At 49.0% G+C, this 22,695-nt stretch carries 16 protein-coding genes; 14 read left to right on the top strand and 2 right to left on the bottom strand.

All coding sequences use genetic code 11. The annotated features are described in order from the left end of the window. The 10 genes from VM802_RS01580 to VM802_RS01535 form a co-directional block, all read left to right on the top strand. Positions 1 to 2,321: Ig-like domain-containing protein (locus VM802_RS01580; RefSeq protein WP_325527251.1), on the top strand; the 2,321-nt coding region annotated here is incomplete at its 5' end. An 18-nt stretch (positions 2,322 to 2,339) separates the two neighbouring features. Next, a complete protein-coding gene (locus VM802_RS01575) occupies positions 2,340 to 2,678 on the top strand; it encodes a T9SS type A sorting domain-containing protein (RefSeq protein ID WP_325527249.1) in 339 nt (112 codons plus the stop codon). Between the two features lie 28 nt (positions 2,679 to 2,706). After that, a complete protein-coding gene (locus tag VM802_RS01570) occupies positions 2,707 to 6,834 on the top strand; it encodes a PKD domain-containing protein (protein WP_325527248.1) in 4,128 nt (1,375 codons plus the stop codon). Between the two features lie 33 nt (positions 6,835 to 6,867). Then, the gene (locus tag VM802_RS01565; RefSeq protein WP_325527246.1) at positions 6,868 to 7,872 is read left to right on the top strand and encodes a PorP/SprF family type IX secretion system membrane protein; all 1,005 of its coding nucleotides are present in this window, start codon (positions 6,868 to 6,870) and stop codon (positions 7,870 to 7,872) included. 28 nt (positions 7,873 to 7,900) lie between these two features. Then, positions 7,901 to 9,898, top strand: a complete 1,998-nt coding sequence (locus VM802_RS01560; protein WP_325527244.1) for an OmpA family protein — start codon at positions 7,901 to 7,903, stop codon at positions 9,896 to 9,898. 33 nt (positions 9,899 to 9,931) lie between these two features. Further along, a complete protein-coding gene (locus tag VM802_RS01555) occupies positions 9,932 to 10,960 on the top strand; it encodes a PorP/SprF family type IX secretion system membrane protein (protein ID WP_325527242.1) in 1,029 nt (342 codons plus the stop codon). A gap of 45 nt (positions 10,961 to 11,005) precedes the next feature. After that, positions 11,006 to 11,587 (top strand): hypothetical protein, encoded by a 582-nt coding sequence (locus VM802_RS01550; RefSeq protein ID WP_325527240.1) that lies wholly within the window; start codon positions 11,006 to 11,008, stop codon positions 11,585 to 11,587. Between the two features lie 93 nt (positions 11,588 to 11,680). After that, positions 11,681 to 12,244, top strand: coding sequence for an RNA polymerase sigma factor (locus VM802_RS01545; RefSeq protein ID WP_325527238.1), 564 nt, complete (start codon positions 11,681 to 11,683; stop codon positions 12,242 to 12,244). Positions 12,245 to 12,502: 258 nt separating this feature from the next. Then, positions 12,503 to 13,492 (top strand): MBL fold metallo-hydrolase, encoded by a 990-nt coding sequence (locus VM802_RS01540; protein ID WP_325527236.1) that lies wholly within the window; start codon positions 12,503 to 12,505, stop codon positions 13,490 to 13,492. A 136-nt stretch (positions 13,493 to 13,628) separates the two neighbouring features. Continuing rightward, complete coding sequence (locus tag VM802_RS01535) at positions 13,629 to 14,783, top strand: cupin domain-containing protein (protein WP_325527233.1); 1,155 nt, start codon at positions 13,629 to 13,631, stop codon at positions 14,781 to 14,783. A gap of 17 nt (positions 14,784 to 14,800) precedes the next feature. On the opposite strand, the gene VM802_RS01530 is transcribed toward VM802_RS01535, so the two are convergent. Both VM802_RS01530 and VM802_RS01525 read right to left on the bottom strand, forming a co-directional pair. Continuing rightward, positions 14,801 to 15,616 carry an AraC family transcriptional regulator gene (locus tag VM802_RS01530; RefSeq protein ID WP_325527231.1) on the bottom strand — a complete coding sequence of 272 codons (816 nt, stop codon included), beginning with the start codon at positions 15,614 to 15,616 and terminating at the stop codon, positions 14,801 to 14,803. A 68-nt stretch (positions 15,617 to 15,684) separates the two neighbouring features. After that, the gene (locus VM802_RS01525; protein WP_325527229.1) at positions 15,685 to 16,239 is read right to left on the bottom strand and encodes an RNA polymerase sigma factor; all 555 of its coding nucleotides are present in this window, start codon (positions 16,237 to 16,239) and stop codon (positions 15,685 to 15,687) included. A gap of 213 nt (positions 16,240 to 16,452) precedes the next feature. Between VM802_RS01525 and VM802_RS01520 the strand changes: the two genes are divergently transcribed. The 4 genes from VM802_RS01520 to VM802_RS01505 all read left to right on the top strand — a co-directional run. After that, a complete protein-coding gene (locus VM802_RS01520; protein ID WP_325527227.1) occupies positions 16,453 to 17,442 on the top strand; it encodes a FecR family protein in 990 nt (329 codons plus the stop codon). Between the two features lie 62 nt (positions 17,443 to 17,504). Then, positions 17,505 to 20,753, top strand: coding sequence for a TonB-dependent receptor (locus VM802_RS01515; RefSeq protein ID WP_325527225.1), 3,249 nt, complete (start codon positions 17,505 to 17,507; stop codon positions 20,751 to 20,753). 54 nt (positions 20,754 to 20,807) lie between these two features. Then, on the top strand, positions 20,808 to 22,190 hold the full coding sequence (locus tag VM802_RS01510; protein WP_325527223.1) for a beta-helix domain-containing protein: 1,383 nt from the start codon (positions 20,808 to 20,810) through the stop codon (positions 22,188 to 22,190). Positions 22,191 to 22,351: 161 nt separating this feature from the next. After that, a partial coding sequence (locus VM802_RS01505) for a hypothetical protein (protein ID WP_325527221.1) occupies positions 22,352 to 22,695 on the top strand: 344 nt, incomplete at its 3' end.

Below are 22,695 nucleotides of genomic sequence, written 5' to 3'. Positions count from 1 at the left end.
ACAGCAGCTCCGACTCTTATTCCTGGTTCTATGTAGTTGCTGATTACGATGGTACCAAAGTAGAGATTACCCCATCAGTGCCTACACTGGCTGGTAAACCTGCCAACAAGCCGTTCACGGTGACGCTGAACAAAGGCGATGTGTACCAGGTACTGGGAGCGATGATGGATGGCAGTGAAGGGTATGATCTTTCCGGTAGTCATATTAAATCAATACAAGGAGAAGACGGCAAATGTTATCCTATGGCGGTATTCTCCGGCAGCAGCCGTACCGGTATTGGTTGCGGTGGCGCCACAGGCAGCTCCGGCGATAACCTGATACAACAGAACTTCCCGTCTCAGGCATGGGGCCGCAAGTATCTTACCGCGCCAACTTCCAATTCAGGTTCTGCGAGCACGTTTATGACGAACATCTACCGTGTGCTGGTGAAGAATCCGGCTACTAAGGTGACACAGAACGGCACACTGCTCACAGGTCTTATCAACAATCGTTTCTATCAGTTTGAAAGCAATACTGCCGATATAATCGAAGCAGATGAACCGGTAATGGTGGCGCAGTATATGTCGTCCAGCGGTGAATGTCCTAATACAGGCGGCGATGGCGACCCTGAAATGATCTATCTCAGTCCGGTAGAACAGGGTATCAAGAAGGTAGGGTTGTACCGCAATAAAGTGGAAGCTATCAATGTGAATTATCTCACGCTGATCATTCCTACAGGCGGTTTGACCTCCCTGCTCATCGACGGCAGCAATGTTTTTGACCATACTTATGCGCATACTAATGCCAATGGATATACGGTAGTAATAAAACGCTGGCCTTCTGCCGCAGCACAGTGTACCGTTACCAGCGATTCTGCATTCACTGCTATTACCTATGGTCAGGGAAGTGTGGAAAGCTATGGTTACAATGCCGGTACGCTGGTGAAAAACCTGAACATATTGCCGGCATTCAGCAACGTGTTCAATACCAGTGGCGGCGGGAACACTTATACCTGTGCGAAAACACCGTTCCGCTTCTCCATGCTGATTCCGGTGAAACCAACATCTATCACCTGGAAGTTCAGTGAGATTGGTAATCTGGCTCCAAGAACAGATGTGTTACAGAACAACCCTGTGCCTGTTGACTCTATCGTGGCCAACGGCAGGAAGTACTACCGCTTTGTGGTGGCCGCAGACTATAAGTTCAGTGCACCCGGCACCTATTATGTGCCCATCCTGATCACCCATCCGGATATCGAGAGCTGCAGCAACAGTTTCGAAAGCATCCTGCCTGTCAAGGTAATACCTGCACCGGTGGTTGACTTCAGCGTGAACTACAGCGGCTGCCTCAACGATGTGGCTACATTCAAAGGACAGGCAACTACCAGCAATGGTGTGGCTATCAATACGTGGAGATGGGATTTTGCGGATAACACCGGCTCTTCAGCCAAAGACACCGTGAAACAGTTTAAAGCGCCCGGCACTTATCACGTGAAACTCAATATCGTGGCAGCAGAAGGTTGTATCGGGGATACCGGCAAGGATGTGGAAGTATATGCGCCTGCGACAGTGGCCCTCGTGAAGGATTCCTTTACGGTATGCGCCGGCACGGATGTAGTGCTGAACGTGAAAGATCCGCAGGCAGGAGTACTGTATAACTGGTACGATGCCGCAACAGGCGGTAACCTGCTCTATACCGGTAATGACTATACGCTTTCTAAGGTAGCCGCCAGCGGAACCTACTACGTGGAAGCCCTGACACATGGATGCCCGGGAGATGTAAGAGCCAAGGCAGTCGTAAATGTACTGCCGGTACTGACTACACCGGTGCTGACCGTGGATAGTGTGGGTGTGAACATGATCCGTTTCAAATGGGCACCTGTTGCCAATGCTACCGGTTATGAGGTGTCGATCGACGGTGGTACTACCTGGACAATTCCGTCCAGTGGCAGCAACGGACTGATACATGTAGTGGCCGGGTTGAGACCATCACAGTCTGTGAAGCTTATTGTAAGAGCGAAAGGTTGTGAGGATAAGCAGTCCTTACCAGCTGAAGGCAAGACCCTGCCAGACGGCATCTATATCCCGAATACATTCACTCCGAACAACGACGGTAAGAACGATGTGCTCCTGGTGTATGGTTACATCATCAAAGAGATGCATATCGCCATCTTCGACCAGTGGGGTGAGAAAGTGTTTGAAACAAATAACCAGCAGATCGGATGGGATGGTAACTACAAAGGAAAAGCGCTGCCTTCAGGTGTGTACATCTATGTGTGTCACATCACATTGAAGGATGGTTCGCAGGTAGAGAAGAAAGGCACCATCAACCTGATACGCTAAACCGAAATGACCCAAATTATGAAACCTATTTTAATAATAATCACCGGTGTAATGCTGCATGTGGCTTCGGCCCATGCAGCGGAGCACCGCTACCGGCAGGGAATAGACAGTCTCCTGAACAGAAACCGTTCGGTGGCCGTGTATCCCAATCCGTTCAACGCTTCGCTGAAAGTGGAGTCGGCGCGTATGATCCGCGAGCTTGTGCTCTACTCTACAGACGGCAGGCTGATGAAGCATTCGGAGGGGTCGGGAAAGCATCATCTGCTTGCGCTGGCGGGCCTGCAACATGGGCCCTACATACTGCAGGTGGTTTTTGACGATGGAACGAAGACCTCAAAGATGATCATCAAACAATAATCATTTCAATCTGCAAAATTGAAAAACGATGTCAACCGAAACTATATACCATGTCCTGAACCTGTTTATCAGAAAAGGCCGGTTTGTCATATCCTTATTAGTGTTGCAGTTCGTAGCCGGTATGTTATACGCCCAGAATCTTTCCAATAAAGGGAAGGATTTCTGGGTGGGCTACGGACATCACATGTTCATGGAAATGGGCCAGGCCAATGACCAGGAGATGATCCTCTACCTCAGTGCCGAACAGGCGGCAACAGTAACTGTAACCATTAACGGCACGGCATGGACCAGGACCTATAATGTTCCGGCCAACTCCGTGATTGCTTCAGACCTGATACCAAAGAACGGCACCTTTGATGCGCGTTTGTACTCGCTGCCTCCGTCTTATGGCGGCACCGGAGGGGAGGGGATCTTTAACAACAAGGCCATTCACATACAGAGTAATGTGCCTATCGTAGCCTATGCCCATATTTTCGGATCCGCTTCCTCCGGCGCTACCATGCTGATGCCGGAAGAGACATGGGGATATTCCTATATCTCTGTGAACAGCCAGCAGAATTATGCCGATAACTGCTTTTCCTGGATGTTTGTAGTGGCCAACCAGAACAATACGGTAATAGAGATTACACCGTCTGTAGTAACCCGTAACGGACGCGCAGCCGGTGTGCCTTTTACCGCAACACTCAACAGGGGAGATATTTACCAGCTGGTAGGCGCTTCTCTGGGGGGCGGTAAAGGCCGCGAGCTTACAGGTACAACGGTGAAGTCCATCGCCAATTCGGCGGGACAATGCTATCCTGTGGCAGTATTCTCCGGCAGCAGCCGTACCTCCATTACCTGTAACGGGTCAAGCAGTAGCGGTGATAACAACATACAGCAGATCTTCCCCTTCCAGGCATGGGGCAAGCGCTACCTGACTGCTCCCAACTCGGATGCTAACTCGCCATCCACGTTACAATATGCTATCTATAAGGTAGTGGTAAAAGATCCAGCTACTGTGGTGAAACGTAATGGGGTAGTGATGACCGGCCTTATTGGCAACTCCTATTATGAATACGTGAGTAATACCGCGGATTATATCGAATCCGACAAACCTGTGCTGGTGGCCCAGTTTATGCCATCAACAGGCGCCTGCGGAAACGCTGGTGGCGATGGTGACCCTGAGATGGTTTATCTCAGCCCGATAGAGCAGGCGATCAAAAGGGTTGGTTTCTATCGCAACAACAGGGAGTTCATCACCACGAACTATCTCACCTTGATCATTCCCACCAATGGTACCAACTCCCTGAAAATAGATGGCCTGGGTACCTGGGATTTTTCGTATGTGCATCCCCGTTTGCCGGGTTATACCGTTGTAGTTAAGAGATGGAGTGCTACACCTACCCAATGTATTGTTACCAGTGACTCAGCCTTTACGGCGGTAACCTATGGTCTGGGAAGCGTGGAAAGCTACGGTTATAATGCCGGAACGCTGATCAATAACCTGAATGCGGTGGGCGCGATCCACAATACTTATGACACTTCAAAAGGAGTAAATGATTTCACCTGTACGAATACACCGGTAGAGCTGTCGATTCTGATGGCTTACCAACCTACAAAGATGGTGTGGCTGCTTAGTCAGCTTGGCGCCAATCTTACGCCAAATGCAGATGTTACAGTGAACGCACCTGTAAGTACCGGTACTACGCTGGTAAATGGCGTGACCTATTATAAATACACGTTACCGGGCACTTATAAATTCAATAATACCGGCAGCTTTGATATACAGGTGATGGCAACGCATCCCAGTATTGAAAACTGTACGCATACGGAGAAGGTGGGTTATACCATCGTGGTGAAAGGCAAGCCCGGCGCATTGTCGAGCTACCAGTATACGGGTTGTACACTGGATACGGTTTATCTTAAAGGAGATACGGCCAATAAGGAGAATAATATCAACCGTTGGTACTGGGAATTCCCCGGACCTAAGCAGGACAGCGGATTCCAGGTTAAGCCTGTATTTCCTCCCGGAAATGCGACCATTAAACTGACTGCGATTTCCAAAGACGGGTGTGTAGGGGATACTACTTTCAGTATTACCGTAGCACCTAAACCAGTGGCTGGTTTCACTACCGACAAAGATGCGCTGTGTGCAGGAGGCACGATCACTTTTACGGATAACTCTACCTATACAGGCACGGCGCCGTTTAAGGGATGGTACTGGAATTTTGGTAATGACTCTGTGCTGAATACTTCTACCAGTACAACGCCGCAGATGATATACCCTAACTATAAAGACTATACGATAAAGCATGTGGTAAAAGTGAGTGACCTGTGTGTGAGTGATACGGTGATCAAGACAGTAAGCGTACTGGCCAATCCGCGTGCAGCCTTTACCTTCCCGTCGGACTGTATACCGGTGACAGGCATCGTACAGTTTACCAGCACAGCAACTGTAACAGGTACGCAGACTTTTGCTACCCACAGCTGGGACTTCGGTGATCCTGGCGCAACGACGGCGAATCCCAATACATCGGCATTGAAAGATCCGTCGCACGCATATCCCAAATTTGGTTCGTATAACATCAAGTACACCGTAACCACCGATAAGGGATGTACGAAAGACACGACTATTGCCGCTACCTTCAAACTGAAGCCCGATCTGGCTTACGACGTTCTCACCGGTATATGTGTGAATGTGCCTGGTAGTATAAAGATAGACAGGGCGTCTGTGAAGAACAGTCTGGCAGGGAAGGGATATTACCGTGGCCCGGCTACTGACTCCACTGGTAATTTCACACCTTCGCTGGCAGGCCCCGGCACACACAAGATCTGGTATGTATTTAACACGGCGAATGGTTGTGTGGATTCTATCTCATCCGACATTGTTGTATATCCTAAACCATTAGCTGCATTCTCATCTACCCCGGATATATGCCTGGGACAGAATGCTACCATTACTGATAACTCTACGATCACAGGTGGTACGGTTACCACATGGAAATGGGATTTCGGCAATGGTAATCAGGCTACCAATACCAACGGCACCCCGTTTTCTATTACATATGCAAAGGATACTATTTACAAAGTGAAGCTGCTTGCCATCAGCGACCACAATTGTAGCAGTGATACGGCTACAGCGATTGTAGCCGTACATCCTTTGCCTACAGCTGTTTTTAAGCTGCCTGCAAGTGTATGTATGCCAGACGGTACCGCGAAATTTGAAAACCTCTCTTCCGTAAAAGACGGCGTGGCGCTCACCTACCAGTGGAACTTCGGAGATGGCAGCACGGGCTCCACCGACAAAGACCCCGTATACAAGTATACCGGCTATGGCCCCTATGATGTGAAGCTGACGGTAACTACCGTACACGGTTGTACGGACTTCTCGACCCAGAAAATGGAAGCCTTCTTCGATCAGCCGGTAGCTAATTTCTCTGTGCAGCCTGATACGCTGTGCCAGGGTACTGACAATGTGTTTACCGATAAGAGCACTGACAGAACGAACGCTATCAATAGCTGGTCCTGGATCTTCGGTGACGGCACCACTTCCTCCGATCAGAATCCGGTGAAGAAATACACATCCCCAGGTGAATATGGTGTGCAGCTTATTGTGAAGAACAGGGCAGGATGTACCTCAACGCCTTACACGGGTAAAGTGATGGTATATCTGCAGCCGGTAATCGATGCTGGTCCGTCTTTCGTGGTGCCACAGGGTACAAAGATTACATTCCAGCCTGTAGCCAATGATTCCGTGAATCTTTCGTTCCGCTGGGAACCGGCATCAGACTTCGCTAATCCTACGGTGTTGTCGCCTTCACTGGTGGCTATGCACGACCAGCAGTATACACTTACCGCTACCGGCAAGCATAACTGTACCGCCAGCGATAAGCTGATCGTGAAAGTGCTGAAGCCAGTGCTGCCGCCTAACGCTTTCTCACCCAACGGCGATAATATCAACGATACCTGGGTGATCAAAAACCTGAGCGATTATCCCGGCTGTACGGTGGAAGTGTTCAACCGCTACGGACAACGCGTATTCCGTCAGAATGGCTACGACAAGCCGTGGGATGGCACTTTCAAGGGCAATGTGCTGCCGATGGGCACCTACTATTATGTTATCAAACTACAGAATGGATTTGAGCCACTTACCGGGTATGTAGCCATCATCAGGTAGTAAATGCATCATTCACATAAAATATCAGGGTAAATGAGAACTATTATTGTAACCTTATTCTTGATCGCAGTAGCCTCCCTGGCCGGTTCACGGCTCATGGCGCAGGCTGATCCACACTTCTCGCAGTACTATGTATATCCGTCATGGTTAAACCCTGCGTTAACGGGCGCATTCGACGGTGATTACCGCATTGCGGCCATATACCGTACCCAATGGGGAAACATAAGCCCGTTCAAAACCTATGGTGTAGCAGCGGAAATACCTACCAACAAGAACATCAACCTCGGCGCCAGCGTGCTGAATCAGTCAGCCAACGACGGCGGATATAACTATACCACGGGATATGTAAGCGCCGCTTATACGGGCGTGAAGCTGGACCCGCTGCATTATCACCAGCTGGTGTTTGGATTGCAGCTGGGCTTTATACAGCGCCGCTTCGATCCTTCCAAGTTCACCTTTGGCGAGCAATGGAACCCGGTAACCGGCTACAATCCAGGTAATCCCGTTACAGACGGACTGACCCGCAATTCTGCCGCGTCATTTGACGCCGGTGCGGGCGCTCTCTACTATGACGCTACGCCTGGTAAGTCTTACAACATCTACGGTGGTTTCTCCGCGATGCACCTGACCAAGCCCACCGATCAGTTCAGTCCCAACGGAAGTGCGCGTTTTCCTATGCGTTTTAATATCCACGGTGGTGTAAAGCTGACGTTGTCGGATATACTGAGTATCACGCCCAACTTCCTGTACATGATACAGGGGCCGGCGCAGGAAAAGATGTTCGGCGCCTATGGTCAGCTGACGGCCGCTCCCGGAACGGATTTCCTGCTGGGTGTTAACTACAGGGTGAAAGATGCATTGACCACTCATGCCGGTTTTATTTATAAGACGATGATGCTGGGCATCAGCTACGATATCAATAACTCTGACCTGTCGAAGATGGCGAAAGGCTCTAACAGCTTTGAAATATCGCTCACATTCATTGGCCGCAAGAAAGTGAAAACCCCTGAGGTGGAATTTGTATGCCCCAGATTGTAATCAACTTTTTAAATGTAACAGTCATCACATGAAGAAATTACTTTTCACCACCGCCGCGCTGCTGTCTGCATGGATCGCCGATGCACAGTTCTCCTATGATTACCTGAAGGCGGCAGACCAGTATTACCGGAAAGAAGATTACAACTCTGCTGCGCAGTACTATGAAAAATATCTCGGCGCCCGCAATAAGACGCTGAAGCCGGAAACATATAAGCCCTATGCAGCGGTTACTGCTTCCAAAAAGAAGCTGGCGCCCGTAAGCAGCGAACAGGATGCCACCTATAAGCTGGCTGAGAGCTACCGTAACCTGCATAACTATAAAAAGGCTGCGCCTTATTATGAGACGGTGCTGGAGTTCAGTAAAGCAGGTTATCCGCTGGCATCCTATCATTATGCCACGTCGCTGCGTGCACTCGGGAAATATGAAGATGCCCGTAAGGCGTTCCGCAACTTCCTGGGAGAGTATGCTACCAATGATAATTACCGGAATGCAGCTACGAGGGAAGTGCGTAACCTCGATTTTATCATCACGCAGCTGGAGCGGAAAGACCAACACCTGTATCAGGTGAAGAAAGCGCCGGCCGCACTTAATACCACCGGCGCCAGTTACGCGCCGGTATGGACTTCCGCCGGACAGCTGATTTTTACGTCTACACGGCCAGACAGTTCCTTCAGCAAAAATCATGTTTACATCAACCGGCTGTATACTGCGGATTATGCTGATGGACAAACCAGCAACATCAAACAGCTGGGGCTGGCCCAACCTGAATCATTACACCAGGGTGCTGCCAGCATTTCTCCGGACGGGCAGCTGCTCTTCCTGACGCGCTGGCACCTGGATCATGGAAAAAAGATCTCCGCGATCTGGTGCTCACACAAGAGCGGTGACAAATGGAGTGAGCCGGTGTTGCTGGACGCGGTGATCAATACACCCGGCAGTAACTCACAACAGCCTTTCGTGCTGCCTGACGGCAAAGGGTTGTTGTATGCCAGCGATAAGCCAGGCGGCCGCGGCGGATTCGACTTGTGGGTGGCCGCACTGGGACCCGACGGAAAACCGGTGAACAGCGCCAATCTCGGTGAGGTGATCAATACAGCGGATAATGAGCAGGCGCCTTACTACCATGCAGCCACCAGCACGCTGGTATTTTCCACGGATGGCAGAACAGGCATGGGCGGTTACGATTTCTTCGCCAGCAAAGGCAACATCGGTGCATGGAAAGAGCCGGTGAACCTGGGTTATCCTGTCAACTCTGTAAAGGATGACATCTATTTCGCCAGCCGCAGCAATAAGCGGAACCTGCTCGATGATGTGTTGCTGGGCACTGACCGCGCGGCGGAATGCTGCCTGGAGCTGTTCTTCCTGCACAAAGTGCGCGCACCGCGGCAACTGAGCGGTATTGTGGTTTCCTGCGAAGACAATACTCCGCTGAGTGGCGCTGCCGTGAACGTGATAGACACGGTTACCAATACAGTAGTGGCTACACGAAACACGGGCACGGATGGCAGTTACGCCTTCACAGTGGAAGAATACCTGCCACTGAAAGCAGTAGCTAACGCTGACGGGTATACGACAAATGCCCAGCAGATTGCGGTACCTGCGGATGAAGATATAGATGGTATCACCGCACCGGTGTTATGCCTGACGAAGATTGTGACACCGCCATCACCGACGGCGCTGAATAATGTGTACTATGATTTTGACGAGGCCACGCTGAAACCAGAGTCGCATACTTCACTGGACAAACTTGTACAGCTGCTGACAGCGAACCCTGAGATGCAGATAGAACTGAGCGCACACACGGACGGCAAAGGTACAGCAAAGCATAACCAGCGGCTCTCTGAAGCGCGCGCCAAGAGTTGTGTGGAGTATCTCGTGAGCAAAGGTATCAGCGCAGACAGGCTTACTTATAAGGGCTATGGCGCTACGCAGCCTGTTGCTCCCAATACGCTGCCGGACGGTAGTGATAATCCTGAAGGCCGCCAGCAGAACAGGAGAACAACCTTTACTATCCTGAAGAAATAGTGCGCAGGTGTTTTAACCTATAAAAATTGAGTAATGAAAAAGTTGGTGTTAACAGGCTGCCTGCTGATGATGGTGATACAACTGTTTGCACAGCAGCAGCCACATTATACGCAGTATATCATGAATCCCTTTATCATCAATCCTGCTGTGGCGGGTATCGAGAATTACTGGGATCTGCGTCTGAGTCACCGGCACCAGTGGGCGGGCCTGCAGGGTGCTCCGGTAACCAGCTATCTTACGGTGCATGGGCGTCTACATAAATCGGACTACAGTAATCCGTCGCCTACAGGTTTTGAGACTGAGGGCGAAAATCCAAGAGGCAAAGCATATTGGAGAGATTACACCACGCCGCCTCCACATGCCGGTATCGGGCTCACCATCCTCAATGATAAGGCTGGTCCGCTGAACAGGTTCTCTGCTTCTGTGGCGTATGCCCATCATATCAATCTTTCGCCGCGGACAAGCCTTAGCGGTGGTATATCGCTGGGCATGCAGCAGGTAACACTGGATGGATCAAAGATTTCCTTCCTCGATCCTAATGATCCGGTAGTGGCGGGCGCCGGTACGCTCAACAAATGGCGGCCTGAAGTTGGCGCAGGACTTTGGTTGTACTCTGCCGATTACTTCGCTGGTATCTCTGCACAGAATATCATTCCGCAGCAGATCGGATTCGACAACGGGAAGGTACAAGGAGACTCTGTTTATCGAGGTAAACTGGTGCCACATCTGTTCTTTACCACGGGCTACAGGTTATGGTTAAATGATGACCTCAATGTGCTGCCTTCAGTAATGGTGAAGTTTATCACAGCGATGCCGATGAGCGTAGATGTGAATGCGCGCTTCATGTACCGGGACCGCTTTTGGGTAGGTGCTTCCTATCGCCTGCATGACGGTGTGGCTGGTATGTTTGGGGTGAATATCAATTCCACTTTCAATATCGGCTATTCGTACGACTACACGGCATCGTCGCTGAATACGGTGAGTAAGGGGTCGCATGAGATCATGATCGGCTTTTTGCTCGGCAATAAATACGGCGATACCTGCCCGCGAAATGTATGGTAACAATCATTCTTATAATTATCACAAACCAAAATTAAAATTGTCATTATGAAACAAGTTATGCGTTGCATTCCCTATGCGTTGGTGCTTTCTGTTGTATTTCTTTTTGCCGCCTGTTCCAAAGACGGTGCTGCAGGTCCTCAGGGGCCGGCTGGCCCGCAGGGTCCCGGCGGTCCGGCAGGAACAACCGGTCCGAAAGGAGATCCGGGCAGTTCTAATGTGATCTCTTCTGCCTGGCTTGATGTAAGGTATGCAGTTGCAGATACTGTGCACCGTCCGGATGGAACGATTGACACCATTCTTTACGCTGCCAATATCAGTGTGCCGAAGCTGGATTCAGCGATAGCAGCCAATGCAGCGGTGAATGTATACCTCAACCTGGGTACGCCTACTACGCCTAACGTAGCGCCGCTGCCTTATGTTGATGAGAATGGATTCCTGATCCGCTTTGTAGCCAGCCTGAAAAGCATTACCCTGGTTGCCAATGTGCCGATAGGCACTGTTAACACGACAGCTGGCAAACGCTTCCAGTACAGATACGTAATCGTACCTGGAAACACCAGCGCGCGTAGTGGCATCGACTGGAAAAATTATAAACAGGTGAAAGAATTCCTCCACCTGGAAGATTAGCGATTAAGTACATAGTAAAGATGTAAAGGGCCCCCTTTTCCAGGGGGGCCATCTAAAAGCTATTTTTTATGTAAACCAATTTCGACCAAGTGTATGAACAAGTATTGTGACCTTACAGACCAGGACCTGATCCGGTTATATATTTCGGGAGACAACCCTGCTTTTACTACCCTTGTGCACCGCCACAAGCAACGGATATTTACTACCATCTTACTGCTTGTAAGAGACCGCGAGCTAGCGGAAGATATATTCCAGGAAGTATTCATCAAGATCGTGGATGCCCTGCAGGGAGGACGTTATGCGGACAACAGCCGCTTTGGCGCCTGGGCGGTACGCATCGCACACAATTGTTGCATCAGTCATTTCAGAAAGGCCGGTACCTGGTCAAAGGTGGTGACTTCCTACAACGATGAGCTGGGAGACAGCATGCATTATATGGAACACAGCGCTGAGCATCATCTCATCACCAGCGAAACCCATCACGAAATAAATGAACTGTTGGACCAGCTGCCGGCGTTGCAACGCGAAGCACTGATACTGAGGTACTACGCCGATCTTAGTTATAAAGAAATCGCGAATATCATTGGCATCAGCATCAATACGGCACTCGGAAGGGTAAGATATGCCCTGATGAACCTGCGGAAGCAGGTAGTGTGAACAGATAGGGATTTCGGAATTTCGGGATTTCGGAATTTTGGTATTCAGGTATTGATGCAGTAGTTGTTGGAAGATAGAAAGGGCGATAAAATCTGTTGGGAGAATAAAATTCTAATTCCTGCATACCAAGATCCGTCAACCTGGAACTCCTTTTCGTCTGAAAATCAGCAATAGTATGGTTTTGGGAACTACCTTACAAAATTGTAACTACTTGTTGTGTATGACGTATTTGGATACATTTGCTGAAAGAATGGAAAAATGAACAGAAGAGAACTTATCAAAGGCGCTACACTGCTTGGGTTTGCGGGTATGATACCTGCATCTTCCATCAAAGCGCAGGAGAAGAAAAACATCAGCAGAAACAAACAGGGCTTCCGCCGGTTTCAGCTGAATGAACTGGAACTGACTATTGTAACAGATGGTCACATCCTTTTGTCTCCCGTGCAGCCCATGTTTGCACCCCATGCAGATCCGGAGCAGGTGAAACAGTTGCTGAGAGATAGTTTCCGGCCAACGGACGGTATTGATCTCGGCATTAATGTGCTCGTGATCAGGAAGAAGGACAAGGTCATCCTGCTGGATGCAGGGGCTGGTGCAACCGCCGGAGAGCAGGCGGGCTGGTTACCTGAAACACTGAAAGATGCGGGCATTCAGCCTTCGCAAGTGACAGATTTCGTTATCTCGCATGCGCATGCAGATCATATCGGCGGCCTCGTGGATAAAAATGGAAAACTACTGTTTCCCAATGCCACTGTACATCTGGCGAAGCCAGAGCAGGCGTTTTGGTTGTCGGCCCATCCTGACTTTTCAAAAAGCGGCTTAGGCGATGAAAAAGTGGTGGCCAGGATAACCGGCAAGATCAAGGAATTATTAGTTCAGATAAAGGACCGCATTCGTTTGTATAATCCCGGCGACACCCTGCTGGATTGCATACGGCTGCAGCTGGCAGAAGGTCATACACCAGGGCATACTATTGCAACCGTATTTTCCGGCAAAGAAGAAGTAGTATATGTAGCGGACCTCGTACATTCGGATGTGTTGCTATTGCCGCATCCTGAGTGGGGATTTTTCGGAGATACTAACTTAGGTCAGGCGGCTGCTACGCGCAGAAGCGTACTGGAACAGCTGGCACAGGAGCGTAAAAGGGTATTGGTATACCATTTTCCCTGGCCTGGCATCGGACACGTAAGAAAAAAGGAAACCGGCTTTGAATGGGTGCCTGACGTATTTCCTACTCCTAATAGTTAAATACCATAGACTCCTGACCTGTAGTTGCTGTAAAAAATAAGGTTCAGATTTTACAACAGAAGTTGTATTTGGCTATGAGCCTCATTTTCAATGCGTCTACCTTTGTTCTGTATAATTAACGTTTAAAGATTATTATATGGAACTTACAAGACGCAGATTTATCGCAGCAACGCCCCTTTCCGCAATGGGACTGCTTTCAGCAGCTACAGGTCTGAGTTTGCTCGCCCCGGGAACAGCTAAGGCATCCACCAGCGCCCGTGATAAGCATCGGGAGCCGCTGGAAGATTTTATATACGATATAGAAAACGGCTCCGAAGGATGGAGTGGCGCCGGCGGTACTGCCAAAGAAGCAACCGTTGAAGAATTTCCTGTATCACAAAGTATTGCAGGCGTGCTGATGACGCTGAAACCAGGCGCTTTCCGTGAGCTGCACTGGCACTCCATTGCGGCGGAATGGGCGTACGTGCTGGAAGGCCGTGTGCGTACCACGGTTATATCGCCGGACGGATCTTCGTCTACCGATGTATTTGAAGTGGGCGATATCTGGTATTTCCCCAAGGGCCACGGCCATTGCCTGGAGTGTCTGGGAGACAAGACCTGCAAGTTTATCCTGGGTTTCGATAGCGGGCATTTTTCTGAGTTCGGTACTTTCAGTCTTACAGATTGGATTTCGCATACCAATCCCGGTATTCTTTCCCATAACATGCATTCCAACGTACTGGCCAATCAACCCGCCCGTGAGCTATATATCGGTACCGGAAAAATAGTTACACTGCCCAGGGAACCTTACATCAATCCTGATATTCCTGAGGGGACTTCCGCGCATAAATTCCGTATGGAAGCAGACGGTATCCTGCAAAACTACGCCGGCGGTTATACGAAGCTGGTATCATCAAAAGAATTCCCTATACAGACAACACTGACGGCTTTGCGTATGAACATAGAGCCGGGGGCTATGCGGGCTATGCACTGGCACCCGAATGCAGATGAATGGCAGTATGTGATGAGCGGGGAGGGGCGCGTCACCATATTTGGTTCGCATGGGCGTGTGAAGGCGATGAGCTATAACCAGGGTAAGGTAGCTTTCATCAAACAGGGGTACGGACATTTCATTGAAAACACGGGCAAGGAAACCCTGAAGCTGGTGGTGCTGTTCAACAGCCCTGTTTATGAAGAGGTCGCCTTAAATACCTGGCTGAATGCCAATCCGCCGCAGTTGATAGCAGATCACTTTGGTATCACCGTGGACCAGGCTACATCACTGGTTAAAGGAGGCAGCGGGATCTTTTAAACGCCGGGTACAGGCAGTTATTGCTGCATCATATTACGATATGCAAGCGGCCTGTGACCTTTTTTCTTCAACAATGTTTTATGCAGATGACTGGTGTCTGTAAATCCGCAGTCATAGGCGATTTCAGCCACGGGGTCATCTGTATGTTTCAGCCGCTCGCAGGCTTTCTCCGTGCGTATATCTTCCAGGTAGTGATGAATGGTTTTGCCGGTATGTTGTTTGAAAAGCCGGTTGAGATATACCGGATGAAACCCTGAACGGGCGGCAATTTCATTGAGTGTCCATTTCTCTGCATAATTTTCCTGCAGCAGGTTGCAGATCTTCTTTACCTGGCCGGGGAGCATCTTTTCTCCTGTATTGTTTTCCCGGCTGATGATGGCAATACTTTCCAGTACCAGTCCTTCCAGCAACAGGTCTGAAGCCGGCGCCGGATTACATAATTCTCCAAACATACGCATAAACAAATGCGCTATGCCTGAATTGCTGATACAATTGAAACGATCAAAATGGATATGCATGGCATCGAGCCGTTCCATCCATTGTTCATCGAATTCAATGAACAGGCAGGAGCGGGTATAGCGCTGCATCTGCGTTTTGTGTTCCCGGTTGTGAGGGTAGATGAGTAGTTGTCCGGCTGTTACAAGCAGATTGCTGTTGCGAGTGACATCGTGGAATGCGCCTTCTATGGTATAACAGAAATGCGTATGCTGATGGGAATGTACGGGTGAGGATGATAACGGGGAGTACTGTTGATGAAACAATGAAATACCGTCAATACAGGCCGACTTTTTCCGGTTTCCGTAATACTCTCCCGGTTTGAGGATAGCAGGCATTTTTTTATACTAAAGTACGGACAAATGCAGGCTTGGGGCGCAATAAGATGATTAAAAACGGATTAAAATCATAGCAGACGTTCCAGCAATACAATATAGAGTGACAGGGAGATGTTTCCCTTCAATTCTTTTTTCAATAGTTTCAATGCTTTATTCATGTGTCCTTCCACTGTGCTGGTGCTTATTTCCAGCTGTGTAGCTATCTGTGAAAGACTAAGCCCATCTTCCCTTTTTAGTTTGTAAACCAGCCTGCTTTGCGGCGGCAACCTTTCCACGGCGCGCATGAGCATCGACTTATATTCTTTGGTGCTGAGCTGTTCCACTATTGGTGAATCGGGTAATGTTGTATTTTCCTGAAGATAGGCGATGTATTTCCTCTGCTGTGCTTCTTTACGAAAAGTGTCGATCATCAGGTTTTTGGCATAGGTGCATAAAAGCGGGAGCGCTTCAGTATCGTCGCTGGTGCTGTTAATGTTCTCCCATAGTTTCAGATAAGTGCATTGCATAATATCCTCAGCTTGGTGCTGGTTACGGGTGAATTTGAAAATAAACGAAAACAGCCTGTCTTTTGTGGTAAAGAAGATCAGTTCAAACCGGTCATACATACTTTGGTTGAAGAGCATAAATTTTCTACAGATTTTAGTACAGGAGGCTATCTGCAAAGATTCATAATAATGATTTTTCCTGCCGGCGTATTCTGATAATTAACAATAAATTCACCTGTACGGCTTGCACATCCTTCGAAATTATTTCTGTGATTTCTAGTTCCCATGTTAAGAGAATATTAATTGTAAATATCCGGCAGAGGATCGTTTTCTGTTGTTCGTGCTAATGATATGGAATACGAATTATTGAGACGTTATTTCGACGGAAACTGCACGGAGGCGGAAACAGCGGCCGTAGACGAATGGCTGGCTGATGAGGGGCAGGAGCTGGATGTTTTGCAGCAGTTGATGGCTGATGCGTGGGAAGAGCCTGTTACTGTTATGTTGAGAAAAAGGGACGCTTCCCGGTTGCTGTATGCTTTGAGAAGAAACATTGGTCATAAACCGAAGGTAACACCTGTTCGCCGCATGCTGATGGTGGCTACAGCGGTTGCGGCTATTTTACTGATGATTGTGCTGCACACGCAATGGTCCCGCAGCAGTCAGGAGAAAGATGTTGAAAGTGCCATGTCATGGGAAGTTACAAGGAATGAATCGTTGCATACACACAAGGTGATTATGCCGGATAATACTATTATATGGTTAGCTCCATTCAGTACGTTGTCATACAATGTTCCATATGGGAAAACAGCCAGGATCGTGCAGCTGGAGGGGGAAGCCTATTTTGAGGTAGCCGGCAATGAGCGGTCACCTTTTATTGTAATTACGGACAGGCTCATGACTTATGTGTTGGGAACTGCATTCAATATTGAGGCATATCCGGAGGAGCCTGCCGTTCGCGTGGCGCTGACCAGCGGAAAGGTAGCAGTGAGTGACATCGGAGAAAAATATACCCAGGTACTGAGGCCGGGGCAACAACTAACCAGCAACAGGGAAACAGCAGCAATGACGCTGAAGCCGGTTGCTGTAAAAGACAACAGTCTTTGGGGTAAAGGTTATCTGATATTGAACGATATTCCGCTCGAACAGGCAGTGGCCCGCGTAGCTGCACGCTACGGCTGGCATGTGTCCTGGCGGGTGGATAGGTCCGTACTTGCTGATAAGAAAGTTACTGCTGTTTTCCGTCATGAAACAGACAGACAAATTATCCGAAACCTGTTGTTTGTTCACGGGTATCATTATATCCTGCAGGGGAACAAATTGCTGATCACACCGGAATAGCCTGCAGGAAGTCATTGAAGAAGATTGCCAGTTAATATTTGAAACTATAATTACTGAGAATTATGGACAGACTTTTTATGCGCATACGTGTAGGTAACTTAGCGCGCCGCAGCTACATACTGTTGGCGGTGTTATTGCTGTATGCCGGCCAGGGGAGCGCACAATCCGTGTATTCCACCTTAACAGAGAAAGTAACCTATGCAGGAGAAAAAGTAAATGCAGTTGCCTTGCTGCAATCACTGCAAAAGCAAACCTCTTACACTTTTACTTTTGACAACAGTTCATTGAAAGCCTACTATTTTTATTCCATCAATTTCAGGAGTGTTCCGTTAGGTAATGTGCTCCGGTATCTGAACCGGTACGCCGGACTTAACTTCTCCCTGGCAGATAAAAACATATCAGTACAACTGGGAAACGTGCATCAGCCGGGGAATGTACACGGACAGGTATTAGACGCTGTTACCGGAGATCCCGTGATTGGTGCAACAATAAAGGTGGATGATACTGGCGCTGTCACGGACGTAAAAGGGGAGTACAGCATTGAGCTGCCTGTCGGCGTATATCAGTTGCTGGTCAGTTCCGTGGGGTATACTTCCAGGAAGTATACAGATATACACGTACAAACGGGCTCGCCGTTTATACTCAATATTGCGCTTTCCGCGCAGCGCGGCACACTGAAAGGAGTGGAGGTGGTGGCTAATGCCCACAGAGAATCTGTGGCGGCTTTGTATCTGAAACAAAAGAACAATGCCGCAATAAGTGATGGTATCAGTGCAGAGCAGATTAAAGTGACGCCGGACAATAATGCAGCACAGGTGTTGAAAAGAGTGAGCGGTCTTACGATACAGGACGATAAATTTGTAACGGTGCGTGGTTTGAGTGACCGCTACAACAACGTCATGCTGAATGGCTCCACACTGCCCAGTACGGAGCCGAACCGCCGTAACTTCTCATTTGACATTATCCCCAGCGGATTAATAGACAACATTATCGTCAACAAAACTGCCAGGCCCGATATGCCTGCAGAATTCGCCGGTGGCCTCGTGCAGGTAACCACGAAAGATATTCCGGATGCCAACTACGGCAGTATTATGCTTGGAAGCGGCTACAACACCAACAGTGCAGGCAGGAGGATGTACAGCACAAAACGAGGCGATTATGATTACCTGGGTTTTGACGACGGCAAGCGCGGTTGGTGGCGGAAGTTGTGGGACCGGTTTACGTATGCCGACTATTTGCGTAACAGTGATTACAAAAGTGCGGCAGCAATGAACCAACACATTCCCAACAACTGGGGATTACGGAGTTACGCCTACTTCCCCGTGCAGAACTTCCAGGCTAATGCAGGCAGGCGTATCACCTTCAGGAATGGCGCAAAGCTGGGAATAACACTTGGCCTTACTTACCGTCATGAAGAGCATATCGCTGACGAGGAAAGAAGAACGTATCTCGGTGATCAGTATGACTTCTCCGGTGCAGCATACAGCTTCAACAGCGCATGGGGCGGCATACTCAATGTAGCATATCTGCAGAAGGGGCACCGGATTACATTCAATAACCTCTATACCCGGTTGTTTTCAAATGATACATACGACTACAGCGGCAATATCAGGGGCTTTGGTCCGGAGTTCGGGCATACTTACACCAATGCCACTCTTATCAATAGCATCTGGCAGCGGCGATTGGAAGGAACACATGCTATTGGCAAAAGCGGAATAATAGCAGGATGGCATGCCGACTGGATCAGCGTTATACGTGATCAGCCTGACTCCAGGAATTCACTGGGATTTCATGATCCGGGCGATCCTAATGGATTTAGCAGGTATATCATTGCAGACAAAACGGGGTTTCTCGGACGGGGTTTGTCGCTCTTCAATTCAAGGCTCGAAGAAACCCGCTACAATTGGGGCGCAGATGTTACGATCCCTTTTCTTCCGAAAAACGGGCGGCAAAAGCTGAAGATAGGCTATGCAGGCGCCTACAGGGCCGCAGATTTCATCAGCAATGGCCTGCTGGCAGTGCTGGACCCTTCCGCCGGCAGCAACCAGGAATTTGTTAAACTCGCTTCCTTGTTGCCCGATTATGAATTACTCAGCGGTAAATATCTCAGGCCGGGTGGGATTTATTATTTCCCCACAGGGACGAACAACGTTGCCGGTGGTAATGTGGGTGATGCCTACAATGGCTTGCAGCAACTGAATGCAGCTTACCTGATGCTGGACCTGAACCTGCTGAAGAAAGTGAGGCTTACCGGCGGTGTGAGGATGGAGCATAACAGGACCACTGTTAATACTGTCAGTTTCACGCCACAGACAGGTAAAGCAGTAGATTCCCTGATCCTGTATAAGAAAACGGATTTTCTTCCTTCCGCTAATCTTATATACAGTGTTACACCAAAGGTGAATATCCGGCTGGCTTACTCTGAAACTCTTTCCAGACCTGATTTCCGGGAGCGAAGCCCTTTTATCTATTATGAGTTTAAGGAGAGAACGGAATATAAAGGCGCCTATGGGCTAAAAGATGCACGTATCTATAATTTTGACCTGCGCTTTGAATTTTATCCGGCATCCGGCGAGGTGCTTTCGGCATCTGTGTTTTACAAAAAATTTGATTCACCGGTAGAACTGGTTGTTGGCGGCGTTCCCGGCGGAGCGCAGGTGTACTATTATTTCAACCTGCGTAACTCTGTCAATACCGGTGTGGAGGTTGATGTCAGAAAAACGTTGGGCTTCCTGGATCCATCATCTGTATGGTTGAGCAACTTTGTGTTGAGTGGCAATGCTTCGTGGATGAAAGCCAATGTGCGCTACAACACACAGGAAATGCTGGACGCCGCCAATGGCGTAAGTGGAGGCCAGTGGAAGGAGCTGCCGCCGGATTCCCGCAAGCGTCCGCTACAGGGGTTGTCGCCTTATGTATACAATGCCGGTATTGGTTATACCGGAAAGCCGGTAGGGGTGCAGGTTAGCTATAACCGTTACGGGCCCAGGATTGTAGCCGGCGGGCTGCTGCCTTATATGGATCAGTATGAGAATGCCAGGGATGTACTGGATCTCCAGGTGAGTACGAGACTGCTCGAGAATAAGCTCGACATCCGGCTAAACGTCAGTGATTTGTTACAGCAACCCTTTATTATTTATGACAATGTAAAACTGCTCAATAATGTCAGTTTCATTGGCGATGGAACAGATGCGCGGGATAATGTAAATAACGATCCCAGAGGAACGCGCTATAACCCCGGACTGGATTATACGCGGTACAGAAGCTACCGCGGTACCAATATAACGCTGAATGCAACTTATAATTTCTAGCCATTTCATTACCCATCATAGATCATTTCAGTTTACACCCGAAAAAATTTAACCATGAAAACAAAAACCATCTATGCCGCTTTAGTTGCTGTACTGGCTTTAGGGGCATGCAAAAAAAATGTACAGGAAACCATCGACCGGCCCGTCGTGGCAAGCATCCATATTCTGCAGGACGGTAGCACATTACCGAATGTAATAGCAGAGCGTGATACGGTTATATTACCGGAAGGCGGAACGTTCTACCTGGACGGTAAAACATATGTGGATAGCCTGGGCGGCCTCATCATCAACAAGGGTGTTAAAATTCTGGGCGTGAAGAAATCAAGTCCGGCGCTGGCTTCAGCGCTCGTGGTAACACGTGGTGGATACATCGATGCAAGGGGAACGGCCACGCAGCCGATCACATTTACCTCGGCTGAGACTACCAAGCATTCAGGAGACTGGGGTGGTGTGGTTGTATTGGGTAAAAGCACCGTAAACAAGGTAAATCCGGCTATTGAAGGTATTGACCTGCCATCGCTGCCTATCGGTGTCAATGTTGGATATGGCGGGAACAAACCGACTGACAAATCAGGGTATCTGCAATATATCAAGATCCTTTATGCAGGAGCTTCCGTAACACCTAATAATGAACTGAACGGCCTTACGCTGGGAGGAGTTGGCAGTGGAACTTCCATTCACCACATTTTTGTGTATGCCGGTGCTGACGATGCATTTGAATTCTTTGGCGGAACGGTGAACGCCCAGTATCTGATTGCTCATTCTCCCAATGACGACTGTTTTGATTTCGATTTTGGGTATAGTGGCAAAATACAATTTGCAGTGTCTCTCCTGAAAACAGACGCCAATACATTCAACGGTGATGCAAATGGCATAGAATCAGATAATGATGGTAACGCGTCCGCTGCGACGCCGCTGACCAATCCGGTTATCTCCAATCTGACTATCATTGGAGGCTCCACTGCTGTGGTGCCGGGCACTAAAAATGGTAACCGCTGGAGAAGGAATACACGGCTGGATATACGCAACAGTATCATATTGGGATACGGAACGACAGCAGATCCGGGTATATACTTCGATCCGGAAGTTCCTGAAACTGCATTCCAGCATAACCTGGTACATGCCTTTATCAATCTTTCTAACAAGACACTGAACGTTAACAACGGTCAATACACTACCGGTGGCACTTCCAATGATTCCACCCGTTTGAGGAGACCTTTTGGTACGTGGACTATCGATCCTGTTTCGGGTGCCACTACCAGCTTTACTTTCGACGCCCGTCCGGTGAACACCGGCGCCTTCCCCCAGCTTTCACCGGCAAGAGAGGGGGCTGACTTCACCGTGCCGCCCTATACAAGCGGTTTCACGGTGGTTGCCTACAGAGGCGCATTTAGTCCTACCGGCACGGCTGCCGGCTGGGCACAGTTTGCCAGGTAAGTAATAGCCTGCTTATTGCCAACTTTTATTCAGGGTAATGAAATGGAAACAGGTAACCGGGCTAACCTTCCGGTTACCTGTTTCTTCCGAACGGGAGATAAGATTTTTACCGTATAGTCATTAACGCCGTAATTCCTTGGCTAAACCAGAAAACAAAGAAAATGTTACACACAACTTCACACAAGCTCATCGCATTACTACTGTTGGGTATTATGGCAGGTATAACAGCCTGCAGTAAGGGCGAGTTGATAAAGGCGCCCGACGTAACTGTCTTCCGGGTAAATATCAGTTCTGCCAAAACCGATATGCTGTATACTATATGGCTGGACGGCATCAGCATAGGGGACAGCCTGGTTAATGGAGCCGGTATTGTTAAAATAGTGGAGAAGAAAAGTACCCCGCAGTATATTGCCATTAAAAGTGCAGCGGGAAAAACATTGCTGGATACGGCGGTTAACCTGGCCAAACCGGCTGCTAACTATGTCTATCTCGATCTGGATGAAAC

Origin of the sequence: Chitinophaga sp. (assembly GCF_035538455.1) — a bacterium.
Classification (GTDB): Bacteria; Bacteroidota; Bacteroidia; order Chitinophagales; family Chitinophagaceae; genus Chitinophaga.
This window is presented reverse-complemented; position numbering and strand designations above follow the sequence as displayed.

Coding starts and splice junctions, on each gene's coding strand:
- VM802_RS01560 (WP_325527244.1), top strand. CDS start 7,901: ATGAAGAAATTACTTTTCACCACCGCCGCGCTGCTGTCTGCATGGATC.
- VM802_RS01535 (WP_325527233.1), top strand. CDS start 13,629: ATGGAACTTACAAGACGCAGATTTATCGCAGCAACGCCCCTTTCCGCA.
- VM802_RS01515 (WP_325527225.1), top strand. CDS start 17,505: ATGGACAGACTTTTTATGCGCATACGTGTAGGTAACTTAGCGCGCCGC.
- VM802_RS01555 (WP_325527242.1), top strand. CDS start 9,932: ATGAAAAAGTTGGTGTTAACAGGCTGCCTGCTGATGATGGTGATACAA.
- VM802_RS01530 (WP_325527231.1), bottom strand. CDS start 15,616: ATGCCTGCTATCCTCAAACCGGGAGAGTATTACGGAAACCGGAAAAAG.
- VM802_RS01550 (WP_325527240.1), top strand. CDS start 11,006: ATGAAACAAGTTATGCGTTGCATTCCCTATGCGTTGGTGCTTTCTGTT.
- VM802_RS01510 (WP_325527223.1), top strand. CDS start 20,808: ATGAAAACAAAAACCATCTATGCCGCTTTAGTTGCTGTACTGGCTTTA.
- VM802_RS01520 (WP_325527227.1), top strand. CDS start 16,453: ATGGAATACGAATTATTGAGACGTTATTTCGACGGAAACTGCACGGAG.
- VM802_RS01525 (WP_325527229.1), bottom strand. CDS start 16,239: ATGCTCTTCAACCAAAGTATGTATGACCGGTTTGAACTGATCTTCTTT.
- VM802_RS01565 (WP_325527246.1), top strand. CDS start 6,868: ATGAGAACTATTATTGTAACCTTATTCTTGATCGCAGTAGCCTCCCTG.
- VM802_RS01545 (WP_325527238.1), top strand. CDS start 11,681: ATGAACAAGTATTGTGACCTTACAGACCAGGACCTGATCCGGTTATAT.
- VM802_RS01575 (WP_325527249.1), top strand. CDS start 2,340: ATGAAACCTATTTTAATAATAATCACCGGTGTAATGCTGCATGTGGCT.
- VM802_RS01570 (WP_325527248.1), top strand. CDS start 2,707: ATGTCAACCGAAACTATATACCATGTCCTGAACCTGTTTATCAGAAAA.
- VM802_RS01540 (WP_325527236.1), top strand. CDS start 12,503: ATGAACAGAAGAGAACTTATCAAAGGCGCTACACTGCTTGGGTTTGCG.